Raw genomic sequence first — 20,460 nt, 5'->3', positions numbered from 1 at the left:
ACTTGCCCTATTTGTCCGATAAGTTAGCGGCAAAAGGCAGGCGTGTTCGGCAGAAGTGGGGGTAGGCGAGGTCTTGTCGGCCCCGGTGGGCAGGCGATTTTTACCGGACGACGACTAGGGAGGGCCCCACGATGACGGCGGCGATGACAACGCGGAAGACGGACGTCGACACGGAAACGGTCCGGCTGCCCACGGTCGCCGACCCCTCGAAGGTCGCGCCGAAGGACGCCCGTGAACTGTCCCGGCTCTTCTTCGATCAGCTCGCGGTACTGGAGGAGGGCACTCCCGAGCACCAGTACGCGCGCAACACCCTGATCGAGATGAACATGTCCCTCGTGCGCTACGCGGCCTCCCGCTTCCGCAGCCGGGGTCCGGAGGAGCGCGAGGACATCGTCCAGGTCGGCATGATCGGTCTGATCAAGGCGATCGACCGGTTCGAGCTGACCCGCGAGGTGGAGTTCACCTCCTTCGCCGTGCCCTACATCGTCGGCGAGATCAAGCGCTTCTTCCGGGACACGTCCTGGGCGGTGCACGTGCCGCGCCGCCTCCAGGAGGCCCGGGTCGAGCTGGCCAAGGCCACCGACGAGCTGCGCAGCCGGCTGGGCCGCACCCCGACCGTCCGGGAGCTGGCCGAGCTGATGAGCCTCACCGAGGACGAGGTCGTCGAGGCCCGGCTGGCGTCCAACGGTTACAACTCCTCCTCGCTGGACGCCGCGCTCGGCGGCGGCGAGGACGGCGAGACCGTGCTCGCGGACTTCATCGGCACCGAGGACGCGGCGCTGGAGCTGGTGGAGGACTTCCACGCGCTCGCCCCGCTCATCGCCCAGCTCGGTGAGCGCGACCGGCAGATCATCCACATGCGGTTCGTGGAGGAGCTGACCCAGGCCCAGATCGGCGAGCGGCTCGGCGTCTCCCAGATGCACGTCTCGCGCCTGCTGTCGCGCACCCTGGCCAAGCTGCGTGAGGGCATGCTGACCACGAAGTGACGCACCACCCCGGAAACCCCCGCGCCGCCGAGGCGGCGCGGGGGTTTCCGGGTTTTCGGGTGTGCGGGGTTCCGGACTTCCGGGGTTCCTCCGGCTCAGCGGCGGCTGCGGACCAGCAGGTAGAGGAAGTACGGCGTGCCGATCACCGCCGTCATCAGGCCCGCGCCGAGCTGCGCCGGGGCGATCACCGTGCGGCCGAGCAGGTCGGCGGCGCAGACCAGGGTGGCGCCGAGCAGCATCGCGACCGGGACGACCCGGACGTGGCGCCGGCCCACCAGGGCGCGGGCGGCGTGCGGTGCCACCAGGCCGACGAAGCCGATGGTGCCCGCGCAGGCGACCGCGGTCGCGCTGAGCAGCACGCTCACCACGAGGAAGCCCAGGCGGCCCGCGCCCAGCCGCAGACCGAGCAGCCGCGGGGTGTCCTCGTCCAGGCTGACCAGGTCCAGCTCGGTGCGCCGGGCCACCGCCACGACGGTGCCCACCACCAGGACCAGCGCGACCGGCAGCACGTCGGGCATGGTCCGGCCGTAGGTGGAACCCGACAGCCAGGTCAGGGCCTTCGCCGAGTTGAACGGGTCGGTGAGCACGATCAGCAGACTGATGAGCGCGGTGGTCCCGGCGGCGACGCCGATACCGACCAGGACGAGCCGGTTCTGCCGGAAACCACCGCGCGCGGCGAGACCGAAGACCAGGACGGCGGTGACCGCCGACCCGGCGAGCGCCGAACCGGCCAGGCCCCACGACCCGGCGGCGGGCACCGAGGTCACCAGGATCACGGCACCGAGCGCGCCGCCCCCGGTGACACCGAGGACGCTCGGCTCGGCGAGCGGGTTGCGGGTGACGGCCTGCACCAGCGTGCCGGCCAGGGCCAGCGCGGCCCCCGCGCCGAGCGCCGCCAGGACCCGGGGCACCCGGGTGTCCAGGACGAAGGAGACGCTCTGCCCGGCCCGCCCCCGCGTCCAGTTGACGACGTCGCCGAGGAGCAGCTTGCTGTCGCCGATCAGGACGGCGGCGATCGTGACGCCGACGAGGGCGGCCACCAGGACGGCCACGGTGGTCACGAACGCCGTACGGCCCGGGATGCGCAGCCGGTCCGGGGCGCCGGCCTCGCCCGTGTCCCGTACCCGCATCGCCATCGAGACCAGGAACACCGCGCCGACCAGGCTGGTGACGACGCCGGTGGGCACGGCCACCGCCCGCTCGGAGGAGACCACCGCCCGCAGCAGGACGTCGGAGCCGAGCACCAGGGCCGCGCCCGCCAGGCCCGCCAGCGGCATGGCCGCGCGGGACTTGGCGAAGCCCCGGAACCGGCGGGCGAGCGGACGGACCAGGGCGGGCGCGCACAGGCCGACGAAACCGACCGGCCCGGCGAGGGTGACCGCCGCGGCGCAGAGCAGCGTCGCCATGACGACCACCGTGACGCGGGTGGCCCGCACCGGGACGCCGAGGCCGCGCGCGGCGTCGTCGCCGAGGGCGAGCGCGTCGACCCGGCGGGCCGTCAGCAGCAGCCCGGTGACGCCGGCCAGGGCCACCGGCAGCATCTGCACGACGCCGTCGAAGCCGTTCTGGCCGATGCTGCCCTGGTTCCACTGGTAGAGGCCCTCGGTCTGCTCGGGGAAGAGCAGGATCAGCCCCTCCGTCACGGACATCAGGCCCAGCGTCAGCGCGGTGCCGGCCAGGACCAGCCGGACGGTGCCGGTGCCGAGGCCGGACAGCCCCAGCACGACGGCCGCCGCCGCCAGGCCGCCGACGAAGGCGACGCCGGACGAGGCGAGCAGCGGCACCGAGACGCCGGACGCGCCGAGCAGCCCGAGTGCCAGGTACGAACCGGCGTTGACCGCCAGGGTGTCGGGGGCGGCGAGCACGTTGCGGCTGACCGCCTGGAGGACGGCGCCGGCCATGCCGAGGACGACGCCGACCAGGACGCCGGCCGCCATCCGCGGCAGCCGGGAGGCGACCACCACGGAGGCGTCGGACGGATCGGACCGGCCGGTGAGCGCCTTCCACACCTCGGACGCGCCCACGGCGGCCGTGCCCTGGGTGAGGTCGAGGACGGCGAGGACGGCGACCAGGAGGACGAGCACGGCCGTCACCGCGGCCGCCCCCGGCCGCGAGGAGGCGGCCGACGGCGGACGGGTGACGGGCTTCGGCACGGTGACGGCCACGGCCTCGCTACTTCGTCAGCGCGTCGACGACGGCGTCGATGTACGCCTCCATCGACCCGGGACCGCCGAACATCCAGATGCCGTCGGGCAGCCGGTGCACGTCGCCGGCCTTCACGAACGGCAGGGACTTCCACACCGAGTTCTTGGTCAGCGCGCCGTCGAACGGCGTCGCGGCCTCGTCCTCGTCATTGCCGAGGTAGGCGAACTGGACGTCCTCCGGCAGCTTGGTGAGCCCCTCGACGTCGGTGGAGCCGAGACCGTAGGCCTTGTCGCCCTTGACGGTCCAGGCGTTGTTCAGGCCCAGTTCCTCGTTGACCTCGCCGAGCAGGGAGGTCTTCGTGTAGGGGCGGACCGAGACCTGGTTGGAGGCGACCCAGCCGTCGGCGAAGGCGATGTCCGTGCCGTCCTGACCGGCCGCGGCGAGGGCCTTCCTGCCCTCGGCGACCTTGGCCTCGAAACCGGTGCGGAGCGTCCTGGCCTTGTCGGTGGTGCCGGTGGCCTCGGCGATCAGGTCGACGTTCTCCAGCATCTGGTCGATCTGGCCGGAGCCGTCGGCGGAGGTCACCGCGAGCACCGGGGCGATCCTGCGGAGCTGCTTGAGGGCGGCGGGCGCCAGGTCGCTGGTGGCGACGATCAGGTCGGGGGAGAGGGAGGCTACGGTGTCCATGCTCGGCTCGCCGCGGGTGCCGATGTCCTTGGGCTTGTTCTTCAGCGGGACCGAGGAGTCCCAGGTGCCGTAGCCCTTGACGTCGGCCACGCCGACGGGGTCGACGCCGAGCGAGACGAGGGACTCGACGACGTTCCACTCGGTGGCGACGACCTTGGTGGCCGGGCCGTCCAGCTTCACCTTCGCGCCGGTGCCGTCCGTGACCGTCAGGGCCGAGGAGGACTTCTCGGCCTTGTCGGCGGCCGGTTCGGTGGTGCCGCAGGCGGTGAGGGTGAGCGCCGCGGCGGTGAACGTGGCCGCGGTGAGGAGCGTGCGTCTCATGAGGTGGTGCCGAGCCTTTCGCGTCGGGTGTGGTGGCGGCCGATCGGGCGGGTGCGCAGCCGGCCGGTGAGCGGGTCGGTGTCGACGTCGATCCGGATGCCGTAGACGTCGGTCAGCCGCTCGGGCGTGAGCACGTCCTCGGGCACTCCCTCGGCGACGATCCGGCCCGCCCGGAGCAGGGCGATGCGGTCGGCGACGGCCGCCGCCTGGTCGAGGTCGTGCAGGACGACGCCGACGGCGATGCCGTGGTCGTCGGCCAGGTCGCGGACGAGGTCGAGGAGTTCGACCTGGTAGCGCAGGTCGAGATAGGTGGTCGGTTCGTCCAGCAGCAGGACACCGGTCTCCTGGGCGAGGCAGCTCGCCAGCCAGACGCGCTGCAACTGCCCGCCGGAGAGGTGGTCGGCGCCGCGCCCGGCCAGCTCGGTGACGCCGGTCAGGGACAGCGCCCGGTCGACCGCGGCCGGACCGTCCGGGTCGCTGCGGCCCCAGCGGCCCCGGTAGGGGTAGCGGCCGAACTCGACCACATCGCGCACGGTCAGGCCGCTGGGCGTGGGCCGGCCCTGGGTCAGCAGGGAGACGTACCGCGAGAACTCACGGGCCGTCAGCGCCAGGCCGTCGGTGTCGGTGTCGATCCTGAGCGCGCCGCCCCGGGCGCGCTGCAGCCGGGCGACGGCGCGCAGCAGTGTCGACTTGCCGCTGCCGTTCGGGCCGACGAGGACGGTCACCTCGCCGGGCCTGAGGTCGACCGCGGCACCGTGGACGACGTCGACGCCGTCGTAGGCCACGGTCACGTCCGTGGCCGACAGCTCATGACCGCGCAGTCGGGAGGCGGTCGCCCCTTCACCTGATCTCACAAGGTGGAAGGTTAGCCTAACCTAATTACTGCTGGTGCCGCCGGGTGCGGGCAGGTTCCCGGGGCCGCATAGCCGCCCGGCGCACCGCCGCCGGTTCACCGGCTCAACTCGCCTGCCACGTCTCGGGGTTCCACAGTCCCGCGCGGTTGAGGGAGGCGGGGCAGTGCAGGTAGATCTCGTCGATGTCCAGCACCAGCGCCAGGGCCGGGCGCTTGCCGTCGCGGGCCATCGCGTCGAAGAACGGCGCGTCGGTGAGGATGCGGGCCCGGCCGTTGATCCGCAGCACCTGCTTGCCGCCCGGGACCAGGTACAGCAGGCCGGCGTGCGGGTTCTGCAGGATGTTGTGGAAGCTGTCCCCGCGCCGGTTGCCCGCCCGGTCCGGCAGTGCGACGGTGCGGGGGCCCAGGACGTGGGTGAAGCCGGGGGCGTCGCCGCGCGGGGAGACGTCGCAGTTGCCGCCGGTGTCGGAGGTCGCCAGCAGGCAGAACGGCGAGCGGGCGACGATGTCCAGGTCGCCCTCGGTGAGCGCGTCGTGGACCTTGTCGATCACCACGGGCCAGGGTTCGCCCAGCACCTCGCGCAGCTCCTCGCCGGAGGTGAGCGCGACCCAGCCCTCGTCGCTGACGGTGTCCGGCCGGTCCCCGGCGATGTCGATCGTGTGCGGCAAGGCCGACTCCCAAGCTGTGCTGATCCCACGGGTGGTTGCACAAAGAACAATATCTGATGTTAGGTTCGCCTTACCTTTGAACCGGAGGTGGTCGATCCGCTCAGGCCGGTCACCCTCGTGCACCACCCAAGGAACTCCACCCATGCGCCCAGTCCCTCCCCGCCGACCGCAGCGCCCCCGGCGGCGCCCGGCCCCGCGGTGAACACCACCGTCGCCACCGGGCAGGAAGGCGGGGCCGCGCCCACCGCGACCACGCACCGCCGGCCCGGCGCCGCGGCCCTCACGACGGGGCTCGTCCTGCTGGCCGTACTGCTGCTCGCCTCCGTGGTCCTCAGTCTGGCCGTCGGCTCGGGCGACGTCCCCTTCGGCGACGTCGTGCACGGCGTCCTCGACCCGGACCCGTCGGTACGCGCCCAGCTCGTCGTCCAGGAGGTACGCGTCCCGCGCACCCTGGCCGGCCTGCTGGCCGGCGCCGCGCTGGGCCTGGCCGGCACCGTGATGCAGGGCGTCACCCGCAATCCGCTCGCCGACCCCGGACTGCTCGGCATCAACGCGGGCGCGGCCGTCGCCGTCGTCTTCGCCATGAGCGTGCTCTCGCTGACCGCGCCCGAGCAGTACATCTGGTTCGGCTTCCTGGGCGCCTGCCTGGCGGCCGGACTCGTCTACGGCGTGGCCGGCCTCGGACGCGAGGGCGCCACCCCCGTCAAGCTCGCCCTGGCCGGTGCCGCCGCCACCGGCCTGCTCGTCTCGCTCACCGACACCATGCTCCTCACCGACAGCGAGACCTACGACCAGTACCGGTTCTGGCAGGTCGGCGCGCTCGACGGCCGCGAACTCGACGTCCTCCTCCAGGCGCTGCCCTTCGTCCTGGCCGGCGCGGTCCTCGCCCTGGGCATGGGGCCCCGGCTCAACGGCCTCGCCCTCGGCGACGACATCGCCCGCGCCCTGGGCCAGCGCGTCGGCGTGGCACGGCTGGTGGGCGCGGTCAGCGTGGTCCTGTTGTGCGGGGCGGCCACCGCCATCGCCGGACCGATCGGCTTCGTCGGTCTGGCCGTGCCGCACGCGGTACGGATGTTCACCGGCCCCGACCACCGCTGGGTCCTGCCCTACAGCGCCCTGCTCGCCCCCGTCCTGCTGCTCGTCGCCGACGTCGTCGGACGGGTCGTGGCACCTCCCGGCGAGATCCAGGTCGGCGTGGTCACCGCCGCCCTCGGCTGCGTGCCGTTCATCCTGCTCGTCCGCCGGCGTGGGAAGGCCGACCTGTGAACGCCCGCACCGCCGAGGCCGCCGCGCGGATCGGCCGGCTCCGACACCGGCGCGCGGCCCGCTTCACCGGCGTCTGCACAGTCCTGGCGCTGGTCGCCCTGGCGGCCCTGGTGCTCTCCCTCACCGTCGGCGACATCGAGGTCCCCCTCACGGACGTCCTCGCCGTCCTCACCGGGCGGGGCGACGCGGGCACCTGGTTCATCGTGGGGGAACTGCGGCTGCCCCGGGCCCTGCTCGCCCTCCTCGTCGGCTGCTGCTTCGGCCTGTCGGGGGCGGTCTTCCAGGCCCTGCTGCGCAACCCGCTGGCCAGCCCCGACGTCATCGGCGTCAGCTCCGGGGCGAGCGCCGGAGCCGTCCTGTCGTCCATGGCGTTCGGCCTCAGCGGCCTGGCCATGTCCGGCGCCGCCCTGGCCGGCGCGCTCCTCGCCGGCACCGCCATCTACCTGCTGGCCTGGCGCGGCGGCGTCAGCGGCGGCCGGTTCGTGCTCATCGGCATCGGTGTCGGCACCGGACTGATCAGCCTGCGCTCCTACCTGATGACCCGCGCGGAGGCCACCGAGGCCGCCAACGCCTTCGTCTGGCTGACCGGCAGCCTCAACGGCCGCTCCTGGGACCAGTTCTGGCCCCTGCTCGGCTGCGCCCTCGTCCTGGTGCCGCTCACCCTGGCCGCCTCCCGGGGCCTCGGGGCGCTCCAGCTCGGCGACGACGCGGCCGGCGGCCTCGGCGCCCGCGTGGAGCACAGCCGCCTCGCCCTGCTGGCGAGCGCCACCGCCCTGGTCGGGGTGGCGACGGCGGCGGCCGGACCCATCGGGTTCGTCGCCTTCGTCTCCCCGCCGATCGCCCGCCGCCTGGTGCCCGGCCAGGGCGCCGCCCTGGTGCCGTCCGCGCTGACCGGCGCCGCGCTGGTCTGCCTGGCCGACTTCGCCGCCCAGCACCTGCTGCCGCACACCCAGTTGCCGGTGGGCGTGGTGACCAGCATCGTCGGGGCGCCGTACCTGCTGTGGCTGCTGGCCCGCGCCAACCGGGTCGGACGGGGCGGCTGACCGTGCCCCCGCCGCCCCGAACACCCCTCACCCCGTCACCCCGCACGTCCCTCACCCCCGCCGCCCCGCAACCGTCCGAACCAGGAGAACCCGGTGTCGTCCCAGCACACCCTTCAGGCCCGTGACCTCGGTCTCGGCTACGGGGAGCGAGAGATCGTCTCCGGTCTCGACGTCGACCTGCCGCCGGGCCGCCTCACCGTGATCGTCGGCCCGAACGCCTGCGGCAAGTCCACGCTGCTGCGTGCCATGGGACGGCTGCTGACCCCCACCGCCGGCACCGTGCTCCTGGACGGCAAGGACATCCACCGCACCTCCACCCGCGAGGTCGCCGCCTGCCTCGGCATGCTGCCGCAGACCCCGGTGGCCCCGGACTCCATCACCGTCGCCGACCTCGTCGGCCGGGGCCGCTACCCGCACCAGGGCTGGTTCCGCCGCTGGACCGCCGCCGACAGCGAGGGCGTCGCCGCGGCGATGCTCGCCACCGACGTCCTCGACCTCGCCGACCGGTCCGTGGACGAACTCTCCGGCGGCCAGCGCCAGCGGGTGTGGATCGCCATGGCACTCGCCCAGCAGACCGACATCCTCCTGCTCGACGAGCCCACCACCTACCTCGACATCAGCCACCAGCTCGACGTCCTGGACCTGCTCACCGACCTCAACCGCGAACGCGGGGTCACCCTCGCCGTGGTCCTGCACGACCTCAACCTGGCCTGCCGCTACGCCGACCACCTGATCGCCATGAAGGCCGGTCGCGTGATCGTCGAGGGCACGCCGTCCGAGGTCGTCACCGAGTCCCTCGTCCAGGAGGTGTTCGGGCTGCGGTCGACGGTGATCGCGGACCCGGCCTCCGGCACCCCGATGGTGGTCCCGCTCGGGCGGCACCACGTCCCTTCCTCCTCCTCTTCCCCCTCCGCGCGGTGAACCACCGCGCGGTGTCCAGCACCGAAGGAACCCCCATGTTCAGACAGTCATCCACTCGCCGTCCGTGGCGCCTGGCCGTCCCCGCGCTCACCCTCGCCCTGCTCGGCTCCCTCGCCGCCTGCGGCGGCTCCTCCTCGGACGACTCCGCCGCCGCCGGCGCCCCGGCCAAGGCGTCCGGCGCCTTCCCGGCGAAGGTGGCCACCAAGTTCGGCACCGTCACGGTGGACAAGAAGCCCGAGCGGGTCGTCGCGCTCGGCTGGGGCGACGCCGAGACCGCCCTCGCCCTCGGTGTGCAGCCCGTCGGCCAGAGCGACTGGCTCGCCTTCGGCGGCGACGGCGTCGGCCCCTGGGCCAAGGGCGAGTACGACAAGAGCCCCGAGAAGATCGGCACCCTGGAGCCCGAGTACGAGAAGATCGCCGCGCTCAAGCCGGACCTGATCCTCGACGTCAAGTCCAGCGGCGACCAGACCCGCTACGACACCCTCAGCAAGATCGCCCCGACCGTGGGCGTGCCCAAGGGCGGCGAGCAGTACAAGGTCGGGTGGGAGAAGCAGACCACCATGATCTCCCAGGCGCTCGGCCTCGCCGACGAGGGCAAGGGCCTCATCGACGACACCGACAAGAAGTTCACCGCCGCCGCCGAGGCGCACCCGGAGTTCAAGGGCAAGACGGTCACCGTGGGCTCCCGTACCTCCGAGGGCTGGGGCGCCTATGTCCGGGGCACGGACCGGATCGGCTTCGTCGAGCAGCTCGGCTTCGTCAACAACCCGAAGGTCGAGGCCAAGGCCGGCACCGGCTTCTCCGTGTCGGTCTCGGAGGAGAACCTCCAGATGATCGACGCCGATCTCCTCGTGATGGCACCGATCGGCATCGAGGCGTCGAAGATCTCCTCCGACGCGCTCTACAAGTCGCTCTCCGCGGTGAAGAAGGGCCACGACGTCGTCTTCGAGGACAAGAGCATCAGCTCCGCCTTCGCCACCAACTCGGTGCTCTCCGTGGGCTACGCCCTCGACAAGGTCGTCCCGATGCTGGCCGACGCCCTGAAGTGACGGTCGCGGAAGAGGTGACCGGGGCGCCGGATCAGAAGGCGTAGCGGACGCGCAGCCAGGGCGCGTGGACGCGGACCAGCTCCTGGAGCGCGTCCACCGCCTCCGCCTTGACCCGGTTGCGGTAGCGCACGTTGAGCGCGCCGTTCTCCGAGCGCTTGGCCTGCTGGAGGTCCGGCCGCCACAGCACCTCCTCGGCGCGGGGGTGCCAGCCGAGGTTGACCTCGTGCAGCTCCCGGTTGTGCGTCAGCATGATCACCTCGGCGGCGGCCTGCCTCTTCACCGAAGCGGGCAGGACGTCGTCGAGGTGGGTCAGCAGCTCCGCCCAGGCCTCCTGCCAGCCGGGGCGCACCACCACCGGGGAGAGGTTGAAGTGCACCTCGTAACCGGCGTCCAGGAAGTCCCCGGCGGCGGCGATCCGCTCGGCCACCGGTGAGGTGCGCACGTCCAGCAGCCGGGAGTCGTCCGGCGGCATCACCGAGAACCGGATCCTGGTCCGGCCGCGCGGGTCGAGGGCGAGCAGGTCGGGGTTGACGAACTTGGTCGCGAACGACGCCTTGGCGGTGCGCCACCGCCGGAAGGCGTGCACCAGGTCCGCGGTGTTGTCGCTGATCAGCGCGTCCACCGAGCAGTCGCCGTTCTCGCCGATGTCGTAGACCCAGGCCGTCTCGTCGCACTGGTTCGGCTCGGTCTTGGGACCCTGGCGGGCGATGTGCCGACCGAGGTGCGCGACGATCTTCTCGATGTTGGTGAAGACGGTGATCGGGTTGGCGTACCCCTTGCGGCGCGGTACGTAGCAGTAGGCGCAGGACATCGCGCAGCCGTTGGAGGGGCCCGGGGCGATCCAGTCCGCCGACCGGCCGTTGGGCCGCGTGGTGAGCGTCTTGCGCTCGCCCAGCACCAGGTTCTCGCCCTTCACCCGCACCCAGCGCTCGACATTGCCCTCGTTGCCGTGCAGCCCGGGGATGCGCCAGTGGGAGTCCACCTCGACCACCCGGGCCCCGGGGAAGCGGGCGATGATCTGCCGGCCGCGCGGCGAGGCGGCCGCCGCGGGCTCGGCGTGGATCTCCCGCACCGGCAGCAGCCGCCGGGCCGCCGCCGAGTCCCGGAAGGACGGGCCGTCGGCGGGCGCGGTGGGCGGCGGGTCGAGCGCGTCCAGCCCGAACAGGGTCTCGGAGCCGTCGTCGGAGGCGGCGGACGGGTCGGACATGGTCGCTCCGGGACGCGGGGAAGAGGACACCCCCGGGAACGGACCCCGGGACGCGCGGACGAATCCACACATTCCCACTGTACGCGGACCCGCGCCGCCCGGGACGGTCACTCTCCGTACGCGTCGGATCGCGGTGCCGTTCGAGACCATCCTGACACCCAACAGGCTGTGTCCAGGGATGAGTTGAGGGCATACGCGAGACACCCGCGCCGAACGGCGCGACCCTACGTGAGGAGCCCCACCGTGCTGGCCATCGTTTCGGCGATCTTCTTCTTCATCGCCTTCCTGATCAACGCCGCCGACATCTCGACCAACGATGTCTTCACCTCGACCAACTTCATGCTGCTCGGGCTGACGCTGCTGGCCCTGCACCTGGCGGGCATAGGCAGCGGCTGGTCGGCCCGGGGCCGCCGCAACTGACGCTCAGCGGACGCGCGCCACCGCCGCGTAGATACCGCTCGCCTCGGCCTTGGGCGGCTGCTGCTCCGGGCCGTACCACTCGGTCGCCGTGACCAGCCCCGGCGGGACCAGCTCCAGCCCGTCGAAGAACCGGGTCACCTCCGCCCGGGTGCGGAAGCCCAGCCGGATGCCGCCCTTGGCGTACTGGTCGATGACCTGTCGCGCCAGCTCGGGCATGAGGTCGATCGCGGCGTGCGAGAGCACCAGGTGGCTGCCCGGGGCGAGGGTGGCCACCAGCCGCCGGACGATTCCGTGGGCGTCCTGGTCGTCCGGTACGAAGTGCATCAGCGCGATCAGCGAGAGCGCGATCGGCCGGTCGAAGTCCAGGACGCCCCGGGCGTGCCGCACGATCTCGTCCGGGTCGCGGACATCGGCCTGTATGTAGTCGGTGGCTCCCTCGGGGCGGCTGACGAGCAGCGCCTCGGCGTGCCGCAGCACGATCGGGTCGTTGTCCGCGTAGACGACCCTGGCCGTCGGCACGGTCCGCTGCACGATCTGGTGGAGGTTGGGTTCGGTCGGGATGCCCGTGCCGATGTCGAGGAACTGGTCGATGCCCTGGGCGGCGAGGTGGGCGACGGCGCGGTTCATGAACGCGCGGTTCTGCCGCGCCGCGTCCCGTGCCTCGGGCGGCAGGGTCTCACCCACCGCCTCGTCGACGGGGTAGTTGTCCTTGCCGCCCAGCAGCCAGTCGTAGACCCGCGCCGGGTGGGCCTTGCCGGTGTCGATCTCCAGGGGCCGGGAACCGTCCGTCACCATGGCAGCCTCCGTCGTCCGGGGTACGTCTTCGCCGCACCTCGCGATCATCGTACTGCCCGGCCGCCGGCCCCTGGAGAGCGGGGAGTTGGGAGCGCGCCCGTCGCGGACCCGGCGGTGCCCGCACCTCCGGCCGCGCCGGTCCGCCCGCTCACGTCGGCCACCGTCCGGCGCCGGCCGGCCCCGTGGCCGGCCTGCCACGTCGGGGACGGCCGCACGGTGACCGGGACGGGGTCTCAGCCGGCGGCGGGTCCGGGCTGCCGCAGCACGGCCACCTCCCGGGGGCCGAGGACCAGGCCGCCGTCCTCGCCGGTGGTGCCGGTGAGGATCTCCCCCGTCACGCCGGTGACCGGGACCGTGCCGTCGGTCCGGTTGACCAGGAACAGGAACCGGGCGCCCAGGGAGCGCCGCACGGTCGCCTCGACGCGTCCGCGCAGTTCCCCGGGGAGTTCGCCGGTCACCGCGGCCGGTGCCAGCAGCCGGGGGAGCAGGGCGGTCAGCCCCGTGACCCCGAGCCGGGTGGAGACGTAGGCGGCCGAACCGGCGCCGGCGGGCCGCCGGGTCACGGCCGGGCGGCCCGCGGGGACGCCGGTGCGGTAGCGGGCGAGGACCTCGGTCTCCGGTGCGGTGGCGGTGATCAGGTCGGTCCACAGGCTGCCGGTCGTCGCGTCGTCCAGTTCCACCGTCTCGCCCGCGCGCAGCGGCCCGAACTCCTCGATCCGGATGCCGAGCAGGTCCCGCAGGGCGCCCGGGTGGCCGCCGAGCCAGACGTGGTCGTTCTCGTCGACGACTCCGGAGAAGTACGTCGTCACCAGGTGCCCGCCCTGTTCGGCGAAGCGGGTGAGCCGCCCCGCCAGAGCGGCGGGGACCAGGTGCAGCACGGGTGCGATGAGCACCCGGTGACGGGAGAGGTCGGCGCGGGTGGTGACCACGTCGGCGCGGACACCGAGGGCGAGCAGCGCCGAGTACCAGTCGAGCGCCTCCTGCCGGTAGTCCAGCAGCGAGGTGGGGTGGGAGTCCTGCTCGCAGGCCCACCACGACTCCCAGTCGAAGAGGATGCCGACCTCGGCGGGTTCGCGTTCGCTGCCCGCGAGCGGGGCGAGGCGCTCCAGGGTGCGGCCCAGCGCCGTCACCGCGCGGAACAGCTCACTGTCCGGGCCGGCGTGCGGCACCATCGCCGAGTGGTACTTCTCGGCGCCCGCCGCCGACTGCCGCCACTGGAAGAAGCAGACCGCGTCCGCGCCGTGCGCCACGTGCAGCAGCGAGTCCCGGGCCAGTTCGCCCGGCCGCTTGGCCACGTTGACCGGCTGCCAGTTCACCGCGCCGGTGGAGTGCTCCATCAGGAACCACGGCCGGCCGCCGGCCAGGCCGCTGGTGAGGTTGGCGGAGAAGGACAGCTCGTCGCGGTCCTGTGCGCCCGGGTGGACGTAGTGGTCGTTGGAGACGAAGTCGACCTCCGGCGCCCAGTCCGCGTAGTCCATGCCCTTGGTGCCGCCCATCACCATGAAGTTGGTGGTGACCGGGGTGCCGGGAGTGATCTCCCGCAGGATCTCGCGCTCCGCGCGCAAGTGCTCCTTCAGCGCGTGTGACGAGAACCGCTTGAAGTCGAGCTGCTGGGTCGGGTTGGCATGGGAGGCGGCCAGCCGCGGCGGCAGGATCTCCGCCCAGTCGCCGTAGCGCTGGGACCAGAACGCCGTACCCCAGGCGTGGTTGAGGGCGTCCAGGGTGGTGTACCGGGCGCGCAGCCAGTCCCGGAAGGCACCGGCCGCGTCGTCGGAGAAGTCGTGGATGTTGTGGCAGCCCAGCTCGTTGGAGACGTGCCAGGCGACCAGCGCCGGATGGTCCGCGTACCGGGTCGCCAGCTCGCGCACCAGGCGCAGGGCGTGGCGCCGGAAGACCGGGGAGGTGGGCCGCCAGTGCTGCCGCGCGCCCGGCCACACCGTCTCCCCGCGCTCGGTGACCGGCAGGATCTCCGGGTGGGCGGTGGTCAGCCACGGCGGCGGCGAGGCGGTGGCGGTCGCCAGGTCCGCCCCGATGCCGCCCTGGTGCAGCAGGTCCATGATCTCGTCGAGCCAGCCGAAGTCCCAGGTGTCCGGGCCCGGCTGGAGCCGGGCCCAGGAGAAGATGGCCACGGAGACGACGTTGACGCCGGCCTCGCGCATCAGCCGCACGTCCTCGGCCCACACCTCGCGGGGCCACTGCTCCGGGTTGTAGTCGGCGCCGTAGAGGAGCCGGGGGGCGGGGTCGCCGTCCGGGCCGCGGGCGGGGCGCGGGCGGAGGGTGGAGATCATGGCGTCCTTCCGGTGGGGTTCGCGCGGGGGCGGCGCGGACCGGTGGCCCGCGCCGCCCGGGGTGCTACTTCTCGACGGTGAAACCCTGCTGGGTGCCGTACTTCACCGAGGCGTTCTGCCAGGCCTTCAGGCCGTCCGCCAGTTTGGTGCCGGAGACGTACGCCTTGCCGGCGGTGTCGTTGAAGACCGAGTTGGCGTACACCTGGTAGGGCAGGTACGACCAGTCGTCGGCGACGTTCGCGGCCGACTCGGCGAAGATCTTGTTGGCCTGCTGCCCGCCGAAGTACGGGAACTTCGTCTCCTGGAACTCCGGCGAGTTCAGCTCCTCGGTGGTCGCCGGGAAGGCACCGCCGGCCAGCCGGGTCCTGACGCCCTCGCCGGCGTTGGCGTACTCGGTGAACGCGTAGGCCAGTGCCTCGTTCCCGCCCAGCTCCGGCAGGGCCAGCGAACTGCCGCCGTTCTCGGCGCTCGCCTTGCCGCCCGCGGTCCACTGCGGCAGCGGCGCGACCCGCCAGTCACCCGCCGCGTTCTTCACCCCCGAGGCGAAGTTGGCCGGCATCCACGCCCCGAGCGGCAGGGTCGCGATGGTGCCGTCGCCGAGGCCCTTGTACCACTCGTCGGTCCAGCCGGTGACCGGCGCCAGCAGCTTCTCGTCCAGCAGCTTCTGCCAGGTGTCCGTGTACGTCTTGGCGCCCGCGTCCGAGAAGTCGATCCTCACCTTGGTGCCGTCGACCGTGTACGGGTGCGAACCCGCCTGCCAGAGCAGGCTCGTGGCGAACCCGGCGTCCCCGGTGTCGGCGGCGATGTACGCCTTCGGGTCGGCCTCGTGCAGCTCACGGCCGGCTTCCACGAACTCGTCCCAGGTGGCGGGGACTTCGATGCCGTGCTGGTCGAAGACCTTCTTGTTGTAGAACAGCGCCATCGGGCCGGAGTCCATCGGCAGCGCCCAGACGCTGTCGCCACCGGCCTTGACGGCCGCCCACGGGCCGGGGGAGTAGCGGTCGGCGAGCTTGCCGGCGCCGAAGCCCGTCAGGTCGGTGAGCTGCTTGGTCAGCGCGTACTGGCCCATGGCGTAGTACTCGATCTGGGCGACGTCCGGGACCCCCTTCTTCGCCGATATCGCGTTCTGCAGGGCGGTGTACTGGTCGGTGTTGGTGCCCGCGTTGACCAGGTTCACCTTGACCGCCGGGTGCGCCTTCCGGAAGTCGGCGGCCACCTGCTTCAGCGTGGGCTCCCACGCCCAGACGGTGAGCGTGCCGCCCTTCTTCAGGGCCGCGTCGATGTCCGCCGCGGAGACGGACTTCTGCTCCGGTCCGCCGTCGTCGGAACCGCCGCAGGCGGTCGCTCCCAGGGCGAGGGCACAGACGAGTCCGATACCGCGCAACAGGCGGCGCGAGTGCTTGGGCATGGTCGGGCATCCACTTCTTCGTGGCCGGAACCGGCGGGTACGGGAGGGTGATCGGAGAGGGAAGTGCGGGCGGGGGGACTACTCCTTGACGCTTCCGGCGGCGAGTCCGGACTGCCAGTACCTCTGGAGCAGCAGGAAGGCGGCGATCAGCGGCACGACGGTGAGCAGCGAACCGGTGACGACCAGGTTGAAGACGGCCTCGCCGCCGGCCGTCTGCGCCTGCGAGTTCCAGGCGTTCAGGCCGAGCGTCAGCGGGAACCAGTCCGGGTCCTTGATCATGATCAGCGGCAGGAAGTAGTTGTTCCAGGTCGTGACCATGGAGAAGAGCAGTACGGTGACGATGCCGGGCGCGAGCAGCGGCAGCGCCACGGTGAAGAAGGTGCGCGCCTCGCCCGCCCCGTCGATGCGGGCGGCCTCCATCAGCTCGGCCGGGATCGCCTCGGTGGCGAACACCCACATCAGATACAGGCCGAACGGCGAGATCAGCGACGGGACGATCACCGCCCACGGGGTGTTGGTGAGCCCGATCTCGCTGAACATCAGGAAGGTCGGCACCGCGAGCGCGGTGCCCGGCACGGCGACCGCCCCGATCACCACGGCGAAGACGGCCTTGCGGCCGGGGAACTCGAACTTGGCGAGCGCGTAGCCGCCCAGCACCGCGAGGAAGGTCGCGCCGCCCGCGCCGACGACGACGTAGAGCAGGGTGTTGAGCAGCCAGCGGACGAAGACGCCGTCGTCGTAGGTGAAGGTGTCGGCGATGTTGCCGAACAGGGCGAAGTCGGCGTCGAACCAGAGGCCGAAGGAGTCGGCCAGCCCCTCCTGGGTCTTGGTGGCGCTGAACAGCAGCCACAGCAGCGGCACCAGGCTGTAGAGCAGCACCAGGCCGGTGAGGACGGTCAGCAGGACGCTGCGCCGGGGCTTGCCGGGGGTGTGCCGGCGCCGGGAGGCGCGCAGCTTCGGCGCGGGGCGGGCGGAGCCGTCGGCGGCGGCCGCGGCAGGACCGGCGGTGGTGGCGGGACTGGTCATCGCTGCTTCACGCTCCCTTGCGCATGCCGCGGAGCTGGACGGCATAGGCGATGACCATCGTGATCAGTCCCATGACGATGGCGACCGTCGCGGAGTAGTTGTGCTGCTGTCCGTTGAAGGAGAGCGCGTAGGTGTAGTAGTTCGGCGTGTAGTCGGTGGTGATCGCGTTCGGTGCCAGCGGCTGCATGATGCTCGGCTCGTTGAAGAGCTGGAAGCTGCCGATGACGGAGAAGATCGCCGCGATGACCAGGGCGCCGCGGATCGCCGGGAGCTTGATGGCGGTGATGACGCGGAACTGCCCGGCGCCGTCGATCTCGGCGGCCTCGTACAGCGCGTGCGGGACGACGCGCAGCGCCGAGTAGAAGATCAGCATGTTGTAGCCGACGAACTCCCAGGTGACGATGTTGCCGATGGAGGCCAGCACCAGGTCGGGGGAGAGCGGGTTCGGCAGCGTGACACCGAGCGCGTCGTTGACGTCGCCGACCAGGCCGAAGCGGGAGCCGTACATGAAGGCCCACATCAGGGTGGCGACCACGGCGGGCACGGCGTACGGCAGGAAGATCGAGATGCGGAAGAAGTCCCGGCCGTACAGGCGCCCGCTGTCCAGGGCGAGCGCGACCAGCAGCGCGATGCCGAGCATGACCGGCACCTGCACCGCCAGGAAGAGCGAGACCCGGCCGAGGGCGGCCCAGAACTGCGCGTCCCGCAGGGCCTGCTGGTAGTTGTCCAAGCCGACGAAGGTGGTGCCGCCGATGAGCTGTTCGCGGAAGAGGCTCAGATAGAGCGAGTACGCGATCGGCGCGAGGAAGACCAGGGCGAAGACGGCCACGAACGGGCCGAGGAAGCCCCAGCCGGTCCAGGAGCGGCGGTCCCGCCGTACCGGGGGCGGTGCCGGTCGTGGCCCGGAGGCCGCCGGGGGGTGCAGCGTCGTCATGTCGTTCCTCGCGCTCGTCCGCAGGTCCGCAGGCCGGTGATGTCCGCAGGCCGGAGTTGTCGCAGCGGTGATGTGGTGACAGCGATGATGTGGTGACAGTGGTGGTGTTCGCGCAGACAGCACGCTCCGCGAGCGGGAGACGTGCTGTTATGTTTACGTGAACATTTCGGTGGCGGCATGTCTACACCGCCCCGAGGACGACGGTCAAGGGTCCTGCCGGACCCGGCCCCGGACGGTCAGCGAGAGGCGGCGGACGGCGAGTGGAGACGGCTGAGGGAGCCACGGCGGACCTGCCCGGGCCGGGTGCGGACCGAGGGCAGGAGGACCCGGGGCCGGGCGTGGCGGACACCGAGGTGCCCGGCGCGCCGGTGTCCCGGCGGCGCGGCGGCCGGGCGGCCACCGTGTCCATGGCGGACGTGGCCAAGCTGGCCGGGGTCTCCTCGCAGACCGTCTCCCGCGTCTCCAACGGCCACGCCAGCGTCACCGAGGAGACCCGGCGGCAGGTCCTCGCGGCCATGAAGGAACTGGGCTACCGCCCCAACAGCGCGGCCCGCGCCCTCAGACGGGGAGAGTTCCGCACCATCGGCGTCATCACCTTCACCCTGGCCACCACCGGCAACGTCCGCACCCTGGAGGCGATCGCCACCTCCGCCGCCCGCGAGGGGTACGCGGTGACGCTGCTGCCGGTGGCCGTGCCCACCCAGGACGAGGTGCGGGGCGCCTTCTCCCGGCTGGAGGAGCTGGCCGTCGACGCGGTGATCGTCATCATGGAGGTCCACCTGCTGGACGCGGCGACCGTCACCCTGCCGCCGCACGTCCAGGTGGTGGTCGTGGACTCCGACGCGGGCGACCACTACACGGTCGTCGACACCGACCAGGCGGGCGGCACCCGCGCCGCCGTACGCCACCTGCTCGGCCTCGGGCACGAGACGGTGTGGCACCTGGCCGGGCCGGCCGGCTCCTTCGCCGCCCAGCGCCGCGCCGACGCCTGGCGCGCCACCCTCACCGCGGCCGGCCGGACCGCGCCGCCCCTCGTCCGCGGCGACTGGTCGGCGCAGTCCGGCCACCGGGCCGGCCTGGACCTCGCCGCCCGCGCGGAGTGCACGGCGGTCTTCGTCGCCAACGACCAGATGGCGCTCGGTCTGCTGCGCGCCCTGCACGAGCGCGGCCGGCGCGTCCCCGAGGACGTCAGCGTCATCGGCTTCGACGACATCCCCGAGGCCGGTTCCTTCCTGCCGCCGCTGACCACCGTCCACCAGGACTTCGCCGAGGTGGGCCGGCTGTGCGTGGCGACGGCGCTGCGCAAGATGCGCCAGGAGGGCCCGTCGTGCGGTACGACGCTGGTGCCCACGCGGCTGGTGGAGCGGGCGAGCACGGCGGTGCGGCGCCCGGCGCGGGGGTGATCGCGGTCAGGTGAGCGGGGCGGGAGCGGCCGGGGCGCGGGTGACCGGGGCGCGGGTGACCGGGACGCGGGTGTTCGCAGGCGCCCTGTTCGGCCCCCGGTCGTTTCACCCGGGGGGCGCCGTCCGGTCGAGGTACTCCTCGCCCCGTTCGCCACGCGTCCACCAGTGGTGTTCGAGGAACCAGCGGCCGAACAGGGCGCCCCCGAACACCACGAACCCCACCCCGATGAGCCAGGACTCCACCACCAGCACGATGCCCACCGTGCCGTAGCTGATGGCGTTGTCCAGGATCAGCGGGGTGAAGACGAGGTAGGAGAAGCCGCGCAGCCCGATCAGCCCCACCATCGTGGCCACCGCCCCCGGCAGCAGGTCCCGCCAGCGGATCGAGCTGCCCAGCAGGAAGTGCTGCGCCCACCAGAAGAAGAACACGCCGGTCACCGTGGACAGCACGATGCGGGCCGTGCCGTGCAGCGTGGTCCGGGTCTGCACCTCCAGGTAGAGGTACGTGGACAGCGCCACCACCCAGGTCACCTGGCGCCAGACCCGGTGCCACGGGCCCGAGGGCAGGCTCCAGATCCGTTCGTATCCGTTCTGCACGCTCGCGGCGAAGGACACCCCGAAGACGGCCAGCAGCAGACCACCCCAGACGCTGGTGGTGCCGACGACCTCACGGGGCGGGCTGATGATGTCCGTCAGCACCCGCGCGGACCGCCCGGACAGCCCCATCCCGTCGGCCAGCCACGCCGCGAAGCCACCGCGCCCCAGTGGATCGGCCGCGGCGACCACGATCAGCAGCGGGGCCAGGGTGACCAGCGCCAGGGTGGCGAACCCCATCGACCGGTGCATCAGCTCCAGCTCGCGGCCGTGCCGGACGAGGGCGGTGGCGGCCAGCCGGTCCCACAGGGAGGGGAACGGGAGCAGGAACCGGTGCACGCAGACGCTCCTCGGGGGTTTCCGAAGACGGCTCGTGGTCGCGGCCGTCCCCGACGCGGCCGGGCGCCGACCCAGGGTCTGTCCGACGCATCCCCGCCTGCCGCGCG

18 protein-coding genes are annotated in these 20,460 nt (G+C 72.5%); 7 read left to right on the top strand and 11 right to left on the bottom strand.

Annotated features, from left to right (window positions below; all coding sequences use genetic code 11):
* Positions 1 to 143: 143 nt before the first annotated feature.
* Positions 144 to 986, top strand: a complete 843-nt coding sequence (locus tag ABEB00_RS14500) for an RNA polymerase sigma factor SigF (RefSeq protein WP_345619976.1) — start codon at positions 144 to 146, stop codon at positions 984 to 986.
* Between the two features lie 95 nt (positions 987 to 1,081).
* Here the strand turns inward: ABEB00_RS14500 and ABEB00_RS14495 are convergent, their stop codons facing one another.
* The 4 genes from ABEB00_RS14495 to ABEB00_RS14480 form a co-directional block, all read right to left on the bottom strand.
* Positions 1,082 to 3,151 carry an iron ABC transporter permease gene (locus ABEB00_RS14495; protein ID WP_345619975.1) on the bottom strand — a complete coding sequence of 690 codons (2,070 nt, stop codon included), beginning with the start codon at positions 3,149 to 3,151 and terminating at the stop codon, positions 1,082 to 1,084.
* Between the two features lie 7 nt (positions 3,152 to 3,158).
* Positions 3,159 to 4,139 carry an iron-siderophore ABC transporter substrate-binding protein gene (locus tag ABEB00_RS14490; RefSeq protein ID WP_345619974.1) on the bottom strand — a complete coding sequence of 327 codons (981 nt, stop codon included), beginning with the start codon at positions 4,137 to 4,139 and terminating at the stop codon, positions 3,159 to 3,161.
* Positions 4,136 to 4,993 (bottom strand): ABC transporter ATP-binding protein, encoded by an 858-nt coding sequence (locus ABEB00_RS14485; RefSeq protein WP_345619973.1) that lies wholly within the window; start codon positions 4,991 to 4,993, stop codon positions 4,136 to 4,138. Before ABEB00_RS14485 ends, ABEB00_RS14490 begins: the two co-directional genes overlap by 4 nt.
* Before the next feature lie 103 nt (positions 4,994 to 5,096).
* Complete coding sequence (locus tag ABEB00_RS14480) at positions 5,097 to 5,660, bottom strand: MSMEG_1061 family FMN-dependent PPOX-type flavoprotein (protein WP_345619972.1); 564 nt, start codon at positions 5,658 to 5,660, stop codon at positions 5,097 to 5,099.
* A gap of 198 nt (positions 5,661 to 5,858) precedes the next feature.
* On the opposite strand from ABEB00_RS14480, the gene ABEB00_RS14475 reads away from it, so the two are divergent.
* The 4 genes from ABEB00_RS14475 to ABEB00_RS14460 all read left to right on the top strand — a co-directional run bounded on the left by ABEB00_RS14475 (position 5,859) and on the right by ABEB00_RS14460 (position 9,939).
* Complete coding sequence (locus ABEB00_RS14475; protein ID WP_425586487.1) at positions 5,859 to 6,926, top strand: FecCD family ABC transporter permease; 1,068 nt, start codon at positions 5,859 to 5,861, stop codon at positions 6,924 to 6,926.
* Entirely contained in the window at positions 6,923 to 7,969 is a 1,047-nt protein-coding gene (locus ABEB00_RS14470; protein WP_425586486.1) for a FecCD family ABC transporter permease, read from the top strand. Before ABEB00_RS14475 ends, ABEB00_RS14470 begins: the two co-directional genes overlap by 4 nt.
* A gap of 93 nt (positions 7,970 to 8,062) precedes the next feature.
* Complete coding sequence (locus tag ABEB00_RS14465) at positions 8,063 to 8,890, top strand: ABC transporter ATP-binding protein (protein ID WP_345619971.1); 828 nt, start codon at positions 8,063 to 8,065, stop codon at positions 8,888 to 8,890.
* 35 nt (positions 8,891 to 8,925) lie between these two features.
* Positions 8,926 to 9,939 (top strand): iron-siderophore ABC transporter substrate-binding protein, encoded by a 1,014-nt coding sequence (locus ABEB00_RS14460; RefSeq protein WP_345619970.1) that lies wholly within the window; start codon positions 8,926 to 8,928, stop codon positions 9,937 to 9,939.
* 31 nt (positions 9,940 to 9,970) lie between these two features.
* Here ABEB00_RS14460 and ABEB00_RS14455 read toward each other — a convergent pair whose 3' ends face one another.
* Positions 9,971 to 11,146 (bottom strand): spore photoproduct lyase family protein, encoded by a 1,176-nt coding sequence (locus tag ABEB00_RS14455; RefSeq protein WP_345619969.1) that lies wholly within the window; start codon positions 11,144 to 11,146, stop codon positions 9,971 to 9,973.
* A 243-nt stretch (positions 11,147 to 11,389) separates the two neighbouring features.
* Here ABEB00_RS14455 and ABEB00_RS14450 point away from each other — a divergent pair, with 243 nt between their 5' ends.
* Positions 11,390 to 11,566: a hypothetical protein gene (locus ABEB00_RS14450; protein WP_345619968.1), complete on the top strand. Its 177-nt coding sequence runs from the start codon at positions 11,390 to 11,392 to the stop codon at positions 11,564 to 11,566.
* A 3-nt stretch (positions 11,567 to 11,569) separates the two neighbouring features.
* On the opposite strand, the gene ABEB00_RS14445 is transcribed toward ABEB00_RS14450, so the two are convergent.
* From ABEB00_RS14445 to ABEB00_RS14425, 5 genes are all read right to left on the bottom strand, one after another.
* Positions 11,570 to 12,361 carry an SAM-dependent methyltransferase gene (locus ABEB00_RS14445; RefSeq protein ID WP_345619967.1) on the bottom strand — a complete coding sequence of 264 codons (792 nt, stop codon included), beginning with the start codon at positions 12,359 to 12,361 and terminating at the stop codon, positions 11,570 to 11,572.
* A 233-nt stretch (positions 12,362 to 12,594) separates the two neighbouring features.
* A complete protein-coding gene (locus ABEB00_RS14440; protein WP_345619966.1) occupies positions 12,595 to 14,649 on the bottom strand; it encodes a beta-galactosidase in 2,055 nt (684 codons plus the stop codon).
* 64 nt (positions 14,650 to 14,713) lie between these two features.
* Positions 14,714 to 16,057, bottom strand: a complete 1,344-nt coding sequence (locus ABEB00_RS14435) for an ABC transporter substrate-binding protein (RefSeq protein ID WP_345619965.1) — start codon at positions 16,055 to 16,057, stop codon at positions 14,714 to 14,716.
* Between the two features lie 78 nt (positions 16,058 to 16,135).
* Entirely contained in the window at positions 16,136 to 17,083 is a 948-nt protein-coding gene (locus tag ABEB00_RS14430; protein WP_345619963.1) for a carbohydrate ABC transporter permease, read from the bottom strand.
* Between the two features lie 7 nt (positions 17,084 to 17,090).
* Positions 17,091 to 18,017: a carbohydrate ABC transporter permease gene (locus ABEB00_RS14425; protein WP_345619962.1), complete on the bottom strand. Its 927-nt coding sequence runs from the start codon at positions 18,015 to 18,017 to the stop codon at positions 17,091 to 17,093.
* Between the two features lie 407 nt (positions 18,018 to 18,424).
* On the opposite strand from ABEB00_RS14425, the gene ABEB00_RS14420 reads away from it, so the two are divergent.
* Entirely contained in the window at positions 18,425 to 19,420 is a 996-nt protein-coding gene (locus tag ABEB00_RS14420) for a LacI family DNA-binding transcriptional regulator (protein ID WP_345620053.1), read from the top strand.
* 105 nt (positions 19,421 to 19,525) lie between these two features.
* Here ABEB00_RS14420 and ABEB00_RS14415 read toward each other — a convergent pair whose 3' ends face one another.
* Positions 19,526 to 20,353, bottom strand: coding sequence for a ribonuclease BN (locus tag ABEB00_RS14415; RefSeq protein ID WP_345619961.1), 828 nt, complete (start codon positions 20,351 to 20,353; stop codon positions 19,526 to 19,528).
* Between the last annotated feature and the right edge of the window lie 107 nt (positions 20,354 to 20,460).

Origin of the sequence: Streptomyces ziwulingensis (genome assembly GCF_039542605.1) — a bacterium.
Lineage (GTDB): Bacteria > Actinomycetota > Actinomycetes > Streptomycetales > Streptomycetaceae > Streptomyces > Streptomyces ziwulingensis.
This window is presented reverse-complemented; position numbering and strand designations above follow the sequence as displayed.